Annotated in this window: 13 protein-coding genes; 7 read left to right on the top strand and 6 right to left on the bottom strand. The window is 60.7% G+C overall.

Annotated features, from left to right (window positions below):
* Position 1: 1 nt before the first annotated feature.
* The 3 genes from KGA85_RS00350 to KGA85_RS00340 are packed head-to-tail and all read left to right on the top strand — an operon-like array spanning position 2 to position 3,476.
* Positions 2-1,444: a PIG-L deacetylase family protein gene (locus tag KGA85_RS00350; RefSeq protein ID WP_223532258.1), complete on the top strand. Its 1,443-nt coding sequence runs from the start codon at positions 2-4 to the stop codon at positions 1,442-1,444.
* Positions 1,441-2,595, top strand: coding sequence for a glycosyltransferase family 4 protein (locus KGA85_RS00345; protein ID WP_223461480.1), 1,155 nt, complete (start codon positions 1,441-1,443; stop codon positions 2,593-2,595). The genes KGA85_RS00350 and KGA85_RS00345 overlap by 4 nt, the downstream gene beginning before the upstream one ends.
* Complete coding sequence (locus KGA85_RS00340; protein ID WP_223461482.1) at positions 2,592-3,476, top strand: glycosyltransferase; 885 nt, start codon at positions 2,592-2,594, stop codon at positions 3,474-3,476. The genes KGA85_RS00345 and KGA85_RS00340 overlap by 4 nt, the downstream gene beginning before the upstream one ends.
* 70 nt (positions 3,477-3,546) lie before the next feature.
* On the opposite strand, the gene KGA85_RS00335 is transcribed toward KGA85_RS00340, so the two are convergent.
* Together KGA85_RS00335 and KGA85_RS00330 are read right to left on the bottom strand one after the other, a co-directional pair.
* Positions 3,547-4,770, bottom strand: coding sequence for an acyltransferase family protein (locus KGA85_RS00335; protein WP_223461483.1), 1,224 nt, complete (start codon positions 4,768-4,770; stop codon positions 3,547-3,549).
* Positions 4,767-6,632 (bottom strand): bifunctional O-antigen ligase/aminoglycoside phosphotransferase family protein, encoded by a 1,866-nt coding sequence (locus tag KGA85_RS00330; RefSeq protein ID WP_223532256.1) that lies wholly within the window; start codon positions 6,630-6,632, stop codon positions 4,767-4,769. The genes KGA85_RS00335 and KGA85_RS00330 overlap by 4 nt, the downstream gene beginning before the upstream one ends.
* 154 nt (positions 6,633-6,786) lie before the next feature.
* Between KGA85_RS00330 and msbA the strand changes: the two genes are divergently transcribed.
* The 4 genes from msbA (at position 6,787) to hldE (ending at position 11,600) form a co-directional block, all read left to right on the top strand.
* A complete protein-coding gene (gene msbA, locus KGA85_RS00325) occupies positions 6,787-8,589 on the top strand; it encodes a lipid A export permease/ATP-binding protein MsbA (protein WP_223461487.1) in 1,803 nt (600 codons plus the stop codon).
* Between the two features lie 184 nt (positions 8,590-8,773).
* Positions 8,774-9,478: a sulfotransferase family 2 domain-containing protein gene (locus KGA85_RS00320; protein WP_223535228.1), complete on the top strand. Its 705-nt coding sequence runs from the start codon at positions 8,774-8,776 to the stop codon at positions 9,476-9,478.
* Entirely contained in the window at positions 9,471-10,076 is a 606-nt protein-coding gene (cysC, locus tag KGA85_RS00315; RefSeq protein ID WP_223535226.1) for an adenylyl-sulfate kinase, read from the top strand. The genes KGA85_RS00320 and cysC overlap by 8 nt, the downstream gene beginning before the upstream one ends.
* 102 nt (positions 10,077-10,178) lie before the next feature.
* Positions 10,179-11,600 carry a bifunctional D-glycero-beta-D-manno-heptose-7-phosphate kinase/D-glycero-beta-D-manno-heptose 1-phosphate adenylyltransferase HldE gene (gene hldE, locus KGA85_RS00310; RefSeq protein WP_223461493.1) on the top strand — a complete coding sequence of 474 codons (1,422 nt, stop codon included), beginning with the start codon at positions 10,179-10,181 and terminating at the stop codon, positions 11,598-11,600.
* Positions 11,601-11,664: 64 nt separating this feature from the next.
* Here the strand turns inward: hldE and KGA85_RS00305 are convergent, their stop codons facing one another.
* The 4 genes from KGA85_RS00305 to KGA85_RS00290 form a co-directional block, all read right to left on the bottom strand.
* Entirely contained in the window at positions 11,665-12,630 is a 966-nt protein-coding gene (locus KGA85_RS00305) for a metal ABC transporter ATPase (RefSeq protein WP_223461495.1), read from the bottom strand.
* A gap of 32 nt (positions 12,631-12,662) precedes the next feature.
* Positions 12,663-13,475 (bottom strand): aldo/keto reductase, encoded by an 813-nt coding sequence (locus tag KGA85_RS00300; RefSeq protein ID WP_223461497.1) that lies wholly within the window; start codon positions 13,473-13,475, stop codon positions 12,663-12,665.
* Complete coding sequence (locus KGA85_RS00295) at positions 13,472-14,647, bottom strand: NAD(P)/FAD-dependent oxidoreductase (RefSeq protein ID WP_223461498.1); 1,176 nt, start codon at positions 14,645-14,647, stop codon at positions 13,472-13,474. Before KGA85_RS00295 ends, KGA85_RS00300 begins: the two co-directional genes overlap by 4 nt.
* Positions 14,648-14,764: 117 nt before the next feature.
* Positions 14,765-15,097, bottom strand: a complete 333-nt coding sequence (locus KGA85_RS00290) for a DMT family transporter (protein WP_223461500.1) — start codon at positions 15,095-15,097, stop codon at positions 14,765-14,767.
* Positions 15,098-15,117 lie beyond the last annotated feature (20 nt).

The raw sequence follows: 15,117 nt of genomic DNA, 5'->3' as shown, positions 1-15,117 counted from the left end.
CATGAGCCGCAAACAGCAACTGCTCAAGCGCCATCGGCGCAATAAACGTATCGGCCTGTTGATTGCGCTGGCGTTGTTGATCGTCATGGGTGTGACGGTGGCGTGGTGGTTGCCGCTGATGCTGGCGGTTCTGGGCTGGATTGCCCACGAAGCCTGGTTTGCCGATCATCTGTTCTACTCACCGAAAGACGATTACCAGTACAGCTTTCCTCCCTACACGCCCCAGCCCAAGGTGCACCTGAGCGGTGAACATTTGCGGCTGGACGAAGGGGTGATGCTGGTCGACGACGCGACGCTGGTGCTGGCCCTGCGGGTGAAAAGCACCTGGCTGGGTCGTTTTCTCGATCCGGTGGTCGAGTTGGCGGGGGGCGAAAACCCTGACCGACAAACCTTCGAACGGGGCGTGAACGGCCTGCGTTACCTCAATCTCAGTGGTCAGGCTCAGGCGCTGTCCCGTGGTGACCTGCGCTTGCGCGGGCGTTTCTGTCGTGTGTTCGGTGAGCCTGTGCTGTGGGCACTGGAACATCCGGATTACCGGCGTCAGCGGGTCATGGTCATCGCGCCCCACGCCGATGACGCCGAACTGGCGGCCTACGGTTTGTACAGTCAGGCCGACGAAACCTGGATCGTCACACTGACAGCGGGTGAAATCGAAGCCGAACACTTTCAGCAGATGGGCCTGAACAAGGTCGATGCGGCCCGCTTGAAGGGTCGTCTGCGCACCTGGGACAGCATCGCGGTGCCACGTTGGGCCGGTGTACCCGAGGCTCACTGCGTACAACTGGGTTATTTCTGCCTGCAACTGGCGAGCATGCAGGCCGCGCCTGCGGTGGCGGCGGGATCGCGGGAAGCGGACCTGGGCGACACCCGGCTGTTCCGTCAGTTGAATCCTTTCACGCTGCCCGGCGATACCGATGGCGCGCCGACCTGGAACAATCTGCTGGCGGATCTGCGTGAGTTGCTGCTGCGGGCCAGGCCCGAGGTCATCGTCCTGCCGCATCCGACCCTCGATCCGCATCCCGATCATATCTGCGCCCAGGCAGCAGTCCTCGAAGCCTTGCAAGGGCTGGACTGGCAGCCGACCACGCTATTGGGCTATGCCAACCATCTGCACGACAACGATCGCTGGCCGATGGGCGATACCGGTGATGGCATCGCCTTGCCGCCCGCCTTCGATTCGTCCCAGCCGATGCAGCCTTATTGCCTGCCGATGCCGCTGGAGCAACAGCGAGACAAAGCCATGGCGTTGGGCATGATGCACGACCTGCAACCGGCGATGCCGTTCAAGCGCCGCTTGCGTCGGTTGATTCAACGGATGTTGACCGGCCGGTTGCCGCCCACCTATGGCCAGAACGAATTCTTTCGCAAGGCAGTCCGGCGCCACGAGCTTTTGTGGTCCCTCAAGCACACACCAGGCAATGTTTCTCAGCGGGGAGAGTTATGAGTCAGCGGTTAAAGGTCCTGCAACTGCAGCCTGACTACAACGTCAAAGCCCATGATTTCGCCGACCTCGCGGAGCAAATCGTCAAGGCCCTGCCCAGTGATCGCTATGAAGTGACCGCCGCGTTTCTGCGCGGCAAACCCGGGCCGGGTGAAGCGGTGAGCCGGGCCGACCGTTCGGTGTACTTCGAGTTTTCCGACAAGTCCCTCAAGGGCATGCGCCTGCGGGCCATGTGGCAGCTGTACAAGTTCTGCCGTCGGGAAAAATTCGATGTGGTGATCTGCAACCGCTTCAAGCCGGTGAACATGATGCTGGCGCTCAACCGCTGGTTGAAAGTGCCGTTGTGCATCGGCATTTCCCACGGCTTTGGCGAGTACGACCGTTTTTATCGGCGCCGCCAGACCCAGCGCCTGATCGATCGTCACTGGCGTTTCGTCGGCGTGTCGCCAGCGGTGAAGCAGTATCTGCTGGACTGTGACTGCGGCTTCACTGACCAGAATACCTACGCCATCACCAATGCCATCGACATCGAGCAAGCCGAAGGCCTGCAACACAGTCGTGAAAAGGCCCGTGAACTGTTGGGCATCGATCCGTCGGTGCGACTGATCGGTGCGTTGGGGCGACTGGTGCCGGTCAAGGGGCATATCTATTTGCTGCAAGCCTTTGCCGCGCTCAAGGACAAATACCCGAATACCCAGTTGGCGATCATTGGTGCCGGCCGCGAAGAATCGCGCCTGGCTGCGGAAATCGACCGCCTCGGCCTCAGCGGTCGCGCGCATTTGCTGGGTTTCAAGGAAATCGCCCTGCAGTACATTCGCGCTTTCGATATCTGGACCATGCCTTCTTTGGCCGAAGGCCTCGGGCTGGCGCTGCTTGAAGGCATGAGCGGGCATTTGCCGGTGATTGCTTCGAACGTGCCGGCCATGTTGCCGCTCATCGAGGGCGCCGGCGGCCTGGCGATTACGCCGAAGGATGTGCCGACGCTGCAGGCGGCGCTGGACACTTACCTCGGGCTGTCGGATGACGAGCTCAAGGCCAAGGGCGAGCAGGCCTTCCGTTATCTGCAGCAACACCATGACATCGAGGAGTTCCGTCGCGAATACCTCAATCTGATCGACTCCGGCCTGGAACAGGCCCGCAAGGAGCAGCCATGAACGACGCGCAACCCATCGTCACGGTCATCATCGCGTCTTACAACCACGCCCCTTACATCGAGGAAAGCATTCTCAGCGTCCTCAACCAGACCTATCGGAACATCGAGTTGCTGGTGGTCGATGATGGCTCGAAAGATGACAGCGTCGAGCGGATCAAGGCGTTGCAGGTCATCCATGGTTTCGACTTCCGGGTTCAGGAAAACCAGGGGCTGACCAATACACTCAACGGTGCGATTGCCCGGGCAAAGGGCAGCCTGATCGTGCCGTTCGGTTCGGATGACATCATGCTGCCGGAGCGAATCGCCACCCAGGTCGCTCATATGGACGGCAAGCCCGAGGTCGGCATTTGTGCCGGTAACATCGAGCTGATCGACGCCGACGGCAATCTCTACCCCGAGAAGCGCCAGCGCCGGGATGTGCCGTTCCGTCGCCTGGACTTCGATGACATGTTCCTGGAGCGCAAGCCCTATCCTCCGGCCCCCACCCTGATGATCCGTCGCGAAGCGCTGGACAAGGTGGGCGGTTTCGACCCGACCATTCGCTTGGAAGACTTGCTGATCGAGTTGAAGGTGACCCATGCCGGTTACTTCATCGACGGTCTGAACGTGTTGATGGCGCGCTATCGCAAGCACGCCACCAACTCCTACAAGAACCACCGCTTCATGATCGACAGCATCCTGCGCACCTACGCGCTCTTCAGCGATCACCCGCTGTATGACGAGGTGCGCTACAAGTTTCTCAATTCCATGTTCCTCAAGACCGCCAACCGTGATCGCAAGCTGGCGCGGGAGTTGCTGGCGCAGATTCCGTTCAAGGCCTGGAACAAGAAAACTTGGCGTGGGTTGGGCCGGATGTATTTCTCACGGTTGGAGAAAGACTGAGCCATAGGCTGGATTCAAGGGGGAGAGCGCAGGCGCGGGATGTTTCGCGGCGACTTGCCACGACGATTGCTCAACGTTGTTGAGCCGTCTCCTCCAAAAGTTCTTTCCTCGGCTTCCTGTTCTGGCGTAACCAGTGCAGGGTTTTCTTGCCAGCATTGATACCGGGCATTTCGATGTACAGGTAAGTCAGGCTGCTGATGATGATCAGCAGGCAACTGCACACGGCCAGCAACGGCAGGAAGACCCAGGCTTCCCGGGCGTCAAGATGCAATATCGGCGGCAGTCGCTGCACCAGTATCCAGAGCACGAAACCGTGCAGCAAATACGTGCTGTAGCTGATTTCCCCCAGCCAGCGGATGCTGCGTGGCCTCAGGGCGCCGAACAAGGTATTGCCGGACGCCACGATCACAAAAAACAGTGAAAGCAGCAGCAGCGCTCCCGGATTGAATGCCCGGCTGAACACCGTAAAGGCGATCGCCAAAGCGAGCAGGGCGATGATGCCCGCCAGCGGAGACAGGCTCCAGGCGACCCATTGTGGACGGCGAATCCAGTACGCCGCGGCAATGCCGCCGAGGAAACTGGCCAGGATGTGCTTCTTCAGCGAGTGTTCCCAGCCGACCATCTGGTACAGGGCGTAGATGCCGATCAGGCACAGCACCGTCTGCATCCGGCCGCCGCGATAAATGAACACCATGCCGGCCAGTGGCAGGGCCAGGTAGAAAAACACCTCGTACCCCAGCGTCCAGGTGACGTTGGAGATCAACATGCCGGTCTGGTGGTACTGGTTGACGTCTGGCCGCTCGAAGGTCAGCCAGGCCAGGGTCTGACCAAAGAGTTGGGTGACGGAATCCTTGAGTTCCCAGCCCTGCAAATAAAACACGCTGACAAACACGGCCAGCATCAGCGGCAGGTAGAGCGGGTAGAGGCGAAACAGCCGCGATAGCGCAAACGCCAGCCAGTCGTGTTGCCGTCCGTGGGTGAGCAAGCGGTCCCAGAACAAAAACCCGGTGATCATGAAAAAGAGGGCAACGCTGCCTTGGCCGAGCTGCGAGTAGAAATTGCTCGGCGGAAAATCGATCACACCGGTCTGCAGAAAGATCCAGGTAATGATCGAGTGGTGCACAAACACACCGAAGGCCAGATACCCGCGTAAGCCGTCGATGCCGGCAAAGCGGCTTTCACCGCGATGCTCCAGCTGTCGGGTGAATCTCGGCACGGTGCGCAGCAGTAGAGCAGCGGTCGCGATGGCGAGCAGGTAGGCCGTCATCGCGATAAGCGGGTTGGTTTCTGTCATCGGTGAGCCTGGGCCGGAGGGCTTCCGGCCAGCACTTGCCTGTGCAAATTATCCACGTCGGATTTTGAAGCCGCCGCGGCGTATCCCTGCAGCAGCGCTTCGAAGTGGTCGTCGAACAGCCAGTGCCGATCTTCTGCGTAGCGCTGCATATGGCGCAGATTACGTCGGCGCAGGGAAGGGCTCAACGATGAAGGGTATATTCGCAGGTCGGCCAGGTCGATCAGGCCGAACTCGCCGTCCTCCAGCACCAGCACATTGCCCAGGTGCAGAGAGCGGAAGTAGACCCCTTGCTGATGCAATTGAGCCATGAACTTGCCGAAACGCTCCACCAGTGCCTGGCGCACCGCTGGTGCGGTGATGCCTTGCAGGATCTGGCGCAGCGTGTTACCTGGCAACGGAGAGTAGTGGACTGCGGTGCTGCCGTCTTCGAACCGGTAGAGGTCGAGGATGTGCGGTGTCGGGATGCCCCTGTTGCGCAGTTGCACGCTGTTGACGGCAAAACGCTCGGAATAGGGCGTGAAACTGCCCGAGGTATACCAGCGGCGGCGGCGGAACAGCTTGAGAAAGCTGCCATCGCTCAGGCGCAGAACTTTGGGGCCCAAACCATCCTCTTCGATGATCCGGGCATCGGCAGTCAGCTGTTGCAGGGCGCTTGGCGTCGCGCTCTTGATCGGCCTGTCCAGCAGGCGCCTGGCCCGTTGATTGATGCTCAATGCGGCAATCAGTGCCAAGGGGATCCACAGCAGGTACCAGTGCTCCTTGGGGCGAGAGATAATCCCGCCACCTTCGGTCAGGCCCGCACCGATACCGAAGGCCAGCCAGGCTGAGGCAATGATAAACAGCGGTTGCACGCGATGGCGCCAGCTACTGATGAAGCTCCACGCGAGGAAGAACAGCCATGGCAGCAGTCCGATAATGCCGACGTAGTAGAGCACGCCCAGGGCAAAGCTATGGGGCTCCTGAAGGCTGTAGCCGACGCCTGGGTCCAGGGCCAGCTCGGCGTTGTAGCCGTGCCCGATCCATGGATGATCTGCGATCTTGTCCAAGGTCATCTGCCAGATCTCGATACGGAAGGAGCTGCCTCTTTCGATGATTTTGTGTGTAAACAGCACGAACGTCGCCGTTCCGGCGATGAGCATGGAGCCGAGCATGAAGACCGAGCGTCGATTCCAGCAGATGAAACACAGCCACAGCGCAGCCAGCGTCAGTGCAACCAGTGGGGTTCTGGAGCCGGTGGCCAGCACTGTGGCGAACATGATCACCATCGCCGGTATGCTCAACCAGAGTACCTGGCGTCGCTTGCAGGTCATGCTCAGGCTCAGCCAGTAGGTACAGAAAAAGCCGAAAACGTGGGAGCTGAGCAGTGGACTGTCGAACGCGCCTGCACCGATCAGGCGCATTTCCGGTTGGTAGATCTGGCCGAACCTGTACAGGTTGTAGACAGAGGCGATCAGCGCCGCCATCGCGGCGCAAAACACCAGGGGCTGAATGATTTCGCTGCGATAGCGTACCAGCAGGTAGCAGCCGACGAACAACATCAGGGTATGCAATGGCGGTTTGAACTCACCAAACCCGATGTCGTCGCCTGGCCCCCAGTACAGGCTGAGCAGTGCCCAGGCCAGAAATAGCAGGACTGCGATGGCGATCGGTTCGTGCAGCAGTTCTTTGCTGAACCGCGGACGCAGGCACAGTGCAATCAGTGTCGGAATGCTGAACAGGCCATAGTAAAGCTTGTGATGCACGCTGCGCCCCGGCAGGAAAAACAGTGCACAAAGCAGCAATAAATAACCGAGCGGAAGGATCCACAAACAAATGAAATCGAAGATTCTATTGGACGTGCTGTACAAAGCGTTTAATTGCATGCTGAGTAACTTATTCCTAAATTGAGCGACCGTACCAAGGCAGGGACATCTGGTGGCGAGTTAACGCGCCACAATACACAGACTGTATGCGATTGCCAGAACCCAGGGGAAGCTGTGCTAAAGTCAGCGTCCTTTTCATCGACATTCGCGTGATATGACCGACTCCAGTCTCTGCGCAAGCCCATCGAGCTTGAAAATCTACTTCCGCCTGCTCGGCTATGTTCGGCCGTACATCAGCCTGTTCCTGATCAGCATCGTCGGTTTTCTGATTTTCGCTTCGACTCAGCCAATGCTGGGCTACATCCTCAAGTACTTCGTCGACGGTCTATCCAACCCTGAAGCGGCGCTGTTTCCAACCGTGCCCTACCTGCGGGATCTGCAACTGCTGCAGGCGGTGCCGTTGTTGATCATCCTGATCGCCGCGTGGCAGGGGTTGGGGTCGTACCTGGGCAACTACTTCCTGGCCAAGGTTTCCCTTGGTCTGGTCCATGATTTGCGGGTCCAGCTGTTCAACAACCTGCTGGTGTTGCCAAACCGGTATTTCGACAAGCATAACTCGGGGCACCTGATTTCACGTATCACCTTCAACGTGACCATGGTCACGGGGGCGGCAACTGATGCGATCAAGGTCGTAATTCGTGAAGGCATGACGGTGATCTTCCTGTTTGCCTCGCTGCTGTTCATGAACTGGCGTCTGACGCTCGTCATGGTCGCCATCCTGCCGTTGATTGCCATCATGGTGCGTACGGCCAGCAAGAAATTCCGCAAGCAGAGCAAGAAAATCCAGCTGGCCATGGGGGACGTGACGCATGTAGCGTCCGAAACGATCCAGGGTTATCGCGTGGTACGCAGCTTCGGCGGTGAAAAGTACGAAGAAAAACGCTTCTTCGACGCCAGCCAGGGCAACACCGACAAGCAATTGCGCATGACCCGTACCGGCGCCATCTACACGCCGCTGCTGCAATTGGTGATCTACACCGCCATGGCCGTGCTGATGTTCCTGGTGCTGTTCCTGCGGGGCGATGCGTCCGCCGGCGATATGGTGGCCTACATCACCCTGGCCGGCCTGCTGCCCAAGCCGATTCGCCAGCTGTCCGAAGTCAGCTCGACCATCCAGAAGGGCGTGGCCGGTGCTGAAAGTATCTTCGAGCAACTGGATGTCGAGCCTGAAGTCGATACCGGCACCGTCGAGCGTGATGTCGTCAGCGGTCGCCTGGACGTGCGCAACCTCAGTTTTACCTACCCTGACACCGAGCGTCAGGTACTCAATGACATCAGTTTCTCGGTCGAGCCCGGGCAAATGGTGGCATTGGTGGGCCGTTCGGGCAGCGGCAAGTCGACCCTGGCCAACCTGATTCCGCGCTTCTATCACCACGACAAGGGCGAAATCCTCATCGATGGCGTCGAAGTGGAGCAGTACAAGCTGTTGAACCTGCGTCGGCATATCGCCCAGGTGACTCAGCACGTGACGCTGTTCAGCGACACCGTGGCCAACAATATCGCCTATGGCGACCTGGCCGGCGCACCCCGCGAAGACATTGAAAAAGCGGCCAAGGATGCCTACGCGATGGACTTCATTGCTCAATTGCCTGAAGGCCTGGACACCCAGGTCGGGGAAAACGGCGTGCTGCTGTCCGGTGGCCAGCGCCAGCGCCTGGCGATTGCCCGTGCACTGTTGAAGAATGCTCCGCTGCTGATTCTCGATGAGGCGACTTCGGCACTCGATACCGAGTCCGAGCGGCATATTCAGGCAGCCCTGGATCAGGTCATGAAAGGTCGCACCACGCTGGTGATCGCTCACCGGCTGTCGACCATCGAGAAGGCCGATCTGATCCTGGTCATGGATCAGGGGAAAATCGTCGAGCGCGGCACCCATGAACAACTGCTGGCGCAAAACGGCTACTACTCGCGCCTCAACGCGATGGGCCTCGACGCCCCGGCCGAAGACATCGCCTGATCCTGAAAGGGCGAGCCTGGCTCGCCCTTTCGCATACCCGGCGTGCAACGCGTCCGGTGATTTGTATCCAGACCTTTACGCTTCTTGACCAAACCGGAATAAATCTCGGCAACGTGCTTGTTAAGGTTCCTGAACGAACTTTGACTTGAATCGAGAGGGCCATCCCTTTCCCGCGGGTGTCTGCATGTTGCAACGTTATCTCTGGAAACTGTTGCCCAAGCCGCAACGGGCTTTTCTGCTGGGGCGCCTGTCGGTCGTGGACCGTCAAGTGGTGAACAAGTCGATGTCGGCCAGCGTCAGTTTCCCCAAACCCTTCGAGCTGCGTTCCTGCCTGTTCATCCACGTCCCCAAATGTGCCGGCAGCAGTGTCTGTGCGGCCATGTTTGACGACTGGAGTCCGGGCCACTTGCCGTTGTACTGGTACGAGCAGCAATTTCCCGAGCAGTTTGCCGCCAGCTTCAAGTTCGCGTTCGTTCGCGATCCGCTGGAAAGGGCTTACTCGGCTTACGCATTCCTGCGGGGCAATGCCTTGGGGAAACGGGATCACGCGGCGCAGAAACTGGTCAGCCACTACCGTGACTTTGATGACTTCGTCGGCCGCTGGCTGCACCCGGAAACGATCCAGCGACAGTTGCACTTCGCCGCGCAAACGGACTTCCTGACGGACTCCATGGGGCATCTGGCGCTGGATTTCGTCGGCTACCAGGAACACCTGGAGCGGGATTTCAGGCAGGTTTGCGAGCAATTGGGCTATCCGGTGGAACTGCCCCACGTGAACCGGTCGCAGCAGCGGCGCCCGACGCTGGCGCGCGAGTTCTGCACGGTACGCACCCGCAGGCTGGTACGGCGGGTCTATCAGCGTGATTACGAGACGCTAGGATATGAATGAAGCCGTGTCGTTGTCCCGCCACTCGATCAGGCCCTACCCGTTATTGCTGTCGAGCGAGGACCGTGCTGCCCTCAAGTCGCAGACACCACGCTGTCTCTGGTTGACGGGGTTGTCAGGGGCTGGCAAGTCGACCCTGGCCAACGCACTGGAGCTGCAACTCAATCAACAGGGGCTGCACACGTTTGTGCTCGATGGCGACAACCTGCGTGCCGGTCTGTGCCGTGACCTGGGGATGGGGGCTGAATGCCGTCGGGAAAATATCCGGCGCACTGCCGAGGTGGCGCGCCTGATGGTCGACGCGGGGCTGATCGTGATCGTCGCGGCAATCTCGCCGTTCCGGGCCGAACGCGAGGCGGCGCGTCGATTGTTTGCCGATGGAGACTTCATCGAGGTGTTTGTGAGCACGCCGTTTGCGGTTTGCGCGCAACGTGATCCCAAGGGTTTGTATCGGGCTGCCCTTGAAGGCCGGATCAAGGATTTCACCGGCATCGACAGTCCCTATGAGGCGCCGCTGCACGCGGAGTGCGAAATCGATACACAGGCGATGGAAATGAGCGAGGCGTGCTGTCGTCTGGCCGGCTTTCTGCTCAAAAAATGAGCAATAAAACCCGGCGAATCATCCGGTTGCAGCCACCGCACAAGCCGACACCAACCCTGTGTTAATATCGCGCCCCTGTTCATTCTGTATGTGGGTTGCACCATGAAGTTGTCCATGCCGCGATTCGATCAAGCCCCTGTCTTGGTAGTCGGCGATGTCATGCTCGACCGTTACTGGCATGGTGGTACCTCACGGATTTCTCCTGAGGCGCCGGTGCCGGTGGTCAAGGTCGATCACATCGAAGACCGCCCGGGCGGTGCTGCCAACGTTGCCTTGAACATTGCCGCCCTGGGGGCTCCGGCCTCGCTGGTCGGTGTAACCGGCGACGATGAAGCCGCCAACAGCCTGGTCAACAGCCTCAAGGGCGCCGGCGTGCGGGCCATCTTCCAGCGCATTGCGCACCAGCCGACCATCGTCAAGCTGCGGGTCATGAGCCGTCACCAGCAGCTGCTGCGTATCGACTTCGAAGAGCCCTTCGCCACCGACGCGCTGGCGCTGGCCGCTCAGGTCGACGAGTTGCTCGAAGGCATCAAGGTGGTGGTGCTGTCCGACTACGGCAAAGGCGCGCTGAAAAACCATCAGGCGCTGATCCAGGCCGCCCGTGCCCGTGGCATTCCGGTGCTGGCCGATCCGAAGGGCAAGGATTTCTCGATCTACCGCGGTGCGAGCCTGATCACACCAAACCTCAACGAATTCGAAACCATCGTCGGTGGTTGCGCCGATGAGCACGAATTGGTGAGCAAGGGCGCGCAACTGATGCACGACCTGGAACTCGGTGCTTTGCTGGTGACCCGTGGCGAGCACGGCATGACCTTGCTGCGCCCGGATCATCCGGCGTTGCACTTGCCGGCCCGTGCCCGTGAAGTGTTCGACGTGACCGGTGCCGGCGATACGGTGATTTCCACCCTGGCGGCCGCGATTGCCGCTGGCGAAGAGCTGCCCCACGCGGTGGCGTTGGCCAACCTGGCGGCGGGTATCGTGGTCGGCAAGCTCGGTACGGCGGCCATCAGTGCGCCGGAACTGCGTCGTGCGATTCAGCGCGAGGAGGGTTCCGAGCGCGGTGTGCTGGGTCTTGAGCAACTGTTGCTGGCGGTCGATGATGCCCGTGCGCACAACGAACGGATCGTGTTCACCAACGGTTGCTTCGACATCCTGCATGCCGGCCACGTGACCTATCTGGAACAGGCGCGGGCCCAGGGCGATCGCCTGATCGTCGCGGTCAACGACGATGCATCGGTCAGCCGCCTGAAGGGGCCGGGCCGTCCGATCAACAGCGTCGACCGGCGCATGGCTGTGCTGGCCGGTCTGGGTGCGGTGGACTGGGTCATCAGTTTCTCGGAAGGCACTCCGGAAAACCTGCTGAGCGCGGTCAAGCCGGACGTGCTGGTCAAGGGCGGCGACTACGGGATCGACCAGGTGGTCGGCGCGGACATCGTGACGGCCTACGGCGGTACCGTGAAAGTGCTGGGGCTGGTGGAAAACAGCTCGACCACGGCGATTGTCGAGAAGATCCGCAAGTCCTGATTGTGGCGTGGGTTTGTTGTGGCCAGGGGGTAAGCCCCTAGCCACAAGAGCCCACTTGATCTTGCTATCGTGCCGCCTTGCGCGGCACGATTTTCTTCAGCAGCAATTTGGCCTTCCCGCGCAACCGCGCCAACCCTGAATCCTTCACCGGCGGGGTCAGACCCTGCTGCCTCACCCAGTCCTTCCAGCGAATTCGCTCATCGCGAACCAGCCAACCTTCCTGTCGGGCAAAGCTCTCGGCCAGATACAGTCCGCGCGTGCTGGCCGGGTACAGCTGATCCTTTTTCAAGGTGTAGAGCTCAGCCATCGGGTGTCCGTCCTGCAAGGGCATCAAGTACAGATCGGGGCGCTTGCGGTCGAGGCGGGCAACGAGTTGATCACCTTCCAGTCGCTCATCGACATGGAACAGGCTCAGGGATTTGGCTTCCTTGGGAACGTCCAGGCGCAAGTCGTAAATCAGTTGCAGTGACGCCGTTGGCAAATGCACGTAAGCCCGCGGGCGCTCTATCAGCATCAGGTTGGCGCAACGTACCGGCCGCGCCGAGCCGGACAGTGGCGACAAGCGAAACGGCAGGGCTTCACGGTAATGCAGGGCGGCTGAGTAGGGCGCTGGCAGCCAGGTGTCATTGAATCGTCCACCGAGCCAGCCTTCCGGGGTTTCCAGCAGGCATTCTTCGGCTATCTCCTGGATCGCCGTGTGCAAGGGCAGGTTCAGTTCATGGGCCGGCACGTAACCGGAGATCAGCTTGAGCACCACATCGCCACGGTCCTGCCGGCGTTGGCGCACCAGCACCCAATAGTCGCGATTCTGCCAATGCAGGGTCAGGCGCACCGAAACCCCGAGGTTGGCCAGCTCCAGGGCAAACCGTTCGCTGTCGCCGACCGTCACCGGCCGACGACGTTGCAGGGTCTGGGAGAAATTCAGCGGCCTGCCGACGCTCTGATAAGCCAGGCCTTCGGGGGTCGCTTCGACGAATAACGGCAGGGTCTTGAAGTTGCTCGGGTTCTTTCTGATGAGCGTACGCGACATGTCGGCTCCTGCTTAAGGCCGCGTGGGCGGCGTCAGTGGCTACGTAGGACCTGGGCAACGGTCGCGACATTGTGGGCGAGGTGCAGCGGATTGATGGTCCCGACAATAGCACTGGCAACACCCGGATGTTCAAACAACAACTCGAAACTGGCGCGCACCGGATCCACGCCCGGACTCAGGCATACATGACCACTGGCGAGGGCTTTTTTGACCAGAATGGCTTTGCCGTGTGCAGCAGCATAGTCAATGACGGCCTTCTCGTTTTGTTCGTTGAGATTGTAGGTGACCATCGCGCAGTCGCCTTGCTCCAGCGCCTTCAAGCCGCCGTCGACGGTTTTGCCAGAAAAGCCGAAACCGCGAATCTTGCCTTCGGCCTTGAGCTCGGCGAGGGTTTCGTAGACTTCGCAGTCATTGAGGATCGCCAGGTCGTTACCGTCGGAGTGCACCAGCACCAGGTCGATGAAGTCCGTTTCCAGGCGTTGCAGGCTGCGTTCCACCGACATACGTGTGTGTGCGGCGCTGAAATCGTGATGGGACTGGCCGTCGGCAAACTCTTCGCCGACCTTGCTGACAATCACCCAGTCCTGACGCTGGCCGCGCAGCAACGGGCCGAGGCGTTCTTCGCTACGACCATAGGCCGGGGCGGTGTCGATCAGGTTGATGCCCAGGTCGCGGGCGAGTTTGAGCAGCATGCGTGCTTCATCGTCATCGGGAATCCGGAAGCCGTTGGGGTACTTCACCCCTTGGTCGCGGCCCAGTTTCACGGTGCCCAGGCCCAGGGGTGAAACCAGCAGGCCGGTGCTGCCCAACGGGCGATGCAAGTCGTGCAGGGTCGGTTGGCTCATGGCAGCAGTTGCTCCCAGGCAGGTACGCCCATCGGCGGCTTCGGCAGGTCAGGCAGTGCTGCCGGGTGGCTTGGCTGGATACCGTCGCGGGTCAGGCTGGCGATCACACGGTCGGCGAAGTCCGGCGCCAGGGCGAGTTTGGTCGGCCAGCCCACCAGCAGTCGGCCTTCCTCGGCCACAAAGGCGTTGTCGGGACGGGTCAGGCCTGATTGCAGCGGTTCGGCGCGATCCACGCGCAAGGTGGCCCATTGCACCGTGCTCAGGTCGATCCATGGCAGCAATTGGCCGAGTTCTTTCTGTGCGGTGGCGATCTGCTCGGCGGGCTCACGGGTCACGCCTTCGGATTCCGCGATATCGCCGCCCAGGTACCAGACCCACTGGCCATCCGCCGCCGGGTGCGTGGTCACAGTGATGCGCGGCTTGGTGCCGCCGCCCAGGCAGTGGGCGTACAGTGGTTTGAGGCTTGGACCCTTGGCGATGATCATGTGTAACGGGCGGCGCTGCATGGCGGGCTGGCTCAGGCCCAGCGATTCAAGCAATGCCGCGGTTCCGGCGCCGGCGCTCAGGACGATGCGCTGGGCACGGATCTCGCGCTCGTCCACCTTCAGGCCGACCAGCACGCCGCCTTCCAGCAGCGGCTCGATCTTCTGCCCGGCGAGCAAGCCATCGCCGGCCAGATCGGCCAGGCGCTGGATCAGGCTCGGCACATCGACCACCAGTTCCGCCAGGCGATAGACCTTGCCCTTGAAGCGCTTGTCTTGCAGGGCTGGCGGCAATTGTTCGCCCTTGACCTGATCGACGCGACCGCGCACGGCTTTGCTGGCAAAGAAACTGGTGAGGTTGCCGGCGAGGGTGCCGGGGGACCACAGGTAATGGGCTTCGGACAGCAGGCGCACGCCGGTCAGGTCCAGCTCGCCGTCACCGGCCAGGGCTTCACGCCAGCGGCGCGGCATGTCGGCGATGGCTTCCGAGGCGCCCGTCAGGGCGCCATGCAGCGCGTATTTGGCGCCGCCGTGGATGATGCCCTGGGACTTCACACTCTGCCCGCCGCCGAGGCTGGCGCTTTCCACCAGCACGGTCGAAAACCCCTGGCGACGCAGGCGCGCATTCAGCCAGAGGCCGGCGACACCAGCGCCGACAATCAGCACGTCGGTGGAAATAACGGATGGCATTCGGCGACCTCTGTGTTCAAAGCGAAGCCGCAAGTTTCAAGCTTCAAGCTTCAAGCTGCAAGCAAGAGTGGGAGAATATCCCTCTTGCAGCTTATGGCTTGCAGCTTGTAGCTGCTCTTAATGCCCCGCAGTTTTGGAGAACAGCTGGATGACCACAACACCCAGCACAATCAACGCCATCCCCAGCATCGCTGGCACGTCCAGCTTCTGCCCATAGACAAACAGCGCCGCGACGCTGACCATCACGATCCCCATGCCGGCCCACACGGCGTAAGCCACGCCCACCGGAACGCTGCGCACCACCAGGGTCAGCATCCAGAAGGCAATGCCGTAACCGACGATGACCAGCACCAGTGGCAGCGGGGTGCTGAGACCCTTGACGGCTTTCATCGAAACAGTGGCAATCACTTCGGCGCAGATGGCAATGGCCAGGTAGTAGTAGGCGGTCATGGGTCAATCCTCGTGTGAAG

Source organism: Pseudomonas sp. GL-B-12, assembly GCF_019955895.1.
In the GTDB taxonomy this organism is placed as follows: Bacteria; Pseudomonadota; Gammaproteobacteria; order Pseudomonadales; family Pseudomonadaceae; genus Aquipseudomonas.
Note: the sequence above shows the minus strand (reverse complement) of the source record. Positions and strands in the feature narration are given on the sequence as shown.

Coding starts and splice junctions, on each gene's coding strand:
- KGA85_RS00340 (WP_223461482.1), top strand. CDS start 2,592: ATGAACGACGCGCAACCCATCGTCACGGTCATCATCGCGTCTTACAAC.
- msbA (WP_223461487.1), top strand. CDS start 6,787: ATGACCGACTCCAGTCTCTGCGCAAGCCCATCGAGCTTGAAAATCTAC.
- cysC (WP_223535226.1), top strand. CDS start 9,471: ATGAATGAAGCCGTGTCGTTGTCCCGCCACTCGATCAGGCCCTACCCG.
- KGA85_RS00350 (WP_223532258.1), top strand. CDS start 2: ATGAGCCGCAAACAGCAACTGCTCAAGCGCCATCGGCGCAATAAACGT.
- KGA85_RS00290 (WP_223461500.1), bottom strand. CDS start 15,097: ATGACCGCCTACTACTACCTGGCCATTGCCATCTGCGCCGAAGTGATT.
- hldE (WP_223461493.1), top strand. CDS start 10,179: ATGAAGTTGTCCATGCCGCGATTCGATCAAGCCCCTGTCTTGGTAGTC.
- KGA85_RS00295 (WP_223461498.1), bottom strand. CDS start 14,647: ATGCCATCCGTTATTTCCACCGACGTGCTGATTGTCGGCGCTGGTGTC.
- KGA85_RS00330 (WP_223532256.1), bottom strand. CDS start 6,632: ATGCAATTAAACGCTTTGTACAGCACGTCCAATAGAATCTTCGATTTC.
- KGA85_RS00345 (WP_223461480.1), top strand. CDS start 1,441: ATGAGTCAGCGGTTAAAGGTCCTGCAACTGCAGCCTGACTACAACGTC.
- KGA85_RS00320 (WP_223535228.1), top strand. CDS start 8,774: ATGTTGCAACGTTATCTCTGGAAACTGTTGCCCAAGCCGCAACGGGCT.
- KGA85_RS00305 (WP_223461495.1), bottom strand. CDS start 12,630: ATGTCGCGTACGCTCATCAGAAAGAACCCGAGCAACTTCAAGACCCTG.
- KGA85_RS00335 (WP_223461483.1), bottom strand. CDS start 4,770: ATGACAGAAACCAACCCGCTTATCGCGATGACGGCCTACCTGCTCGCC.
- KGA85_RS00300 (WP_223461497.1), bottom strand. CDS start 13,475: ATGAGCCAACCGACCCTGCACGACTTGCATCGCCCGTTGGGCAGCACC.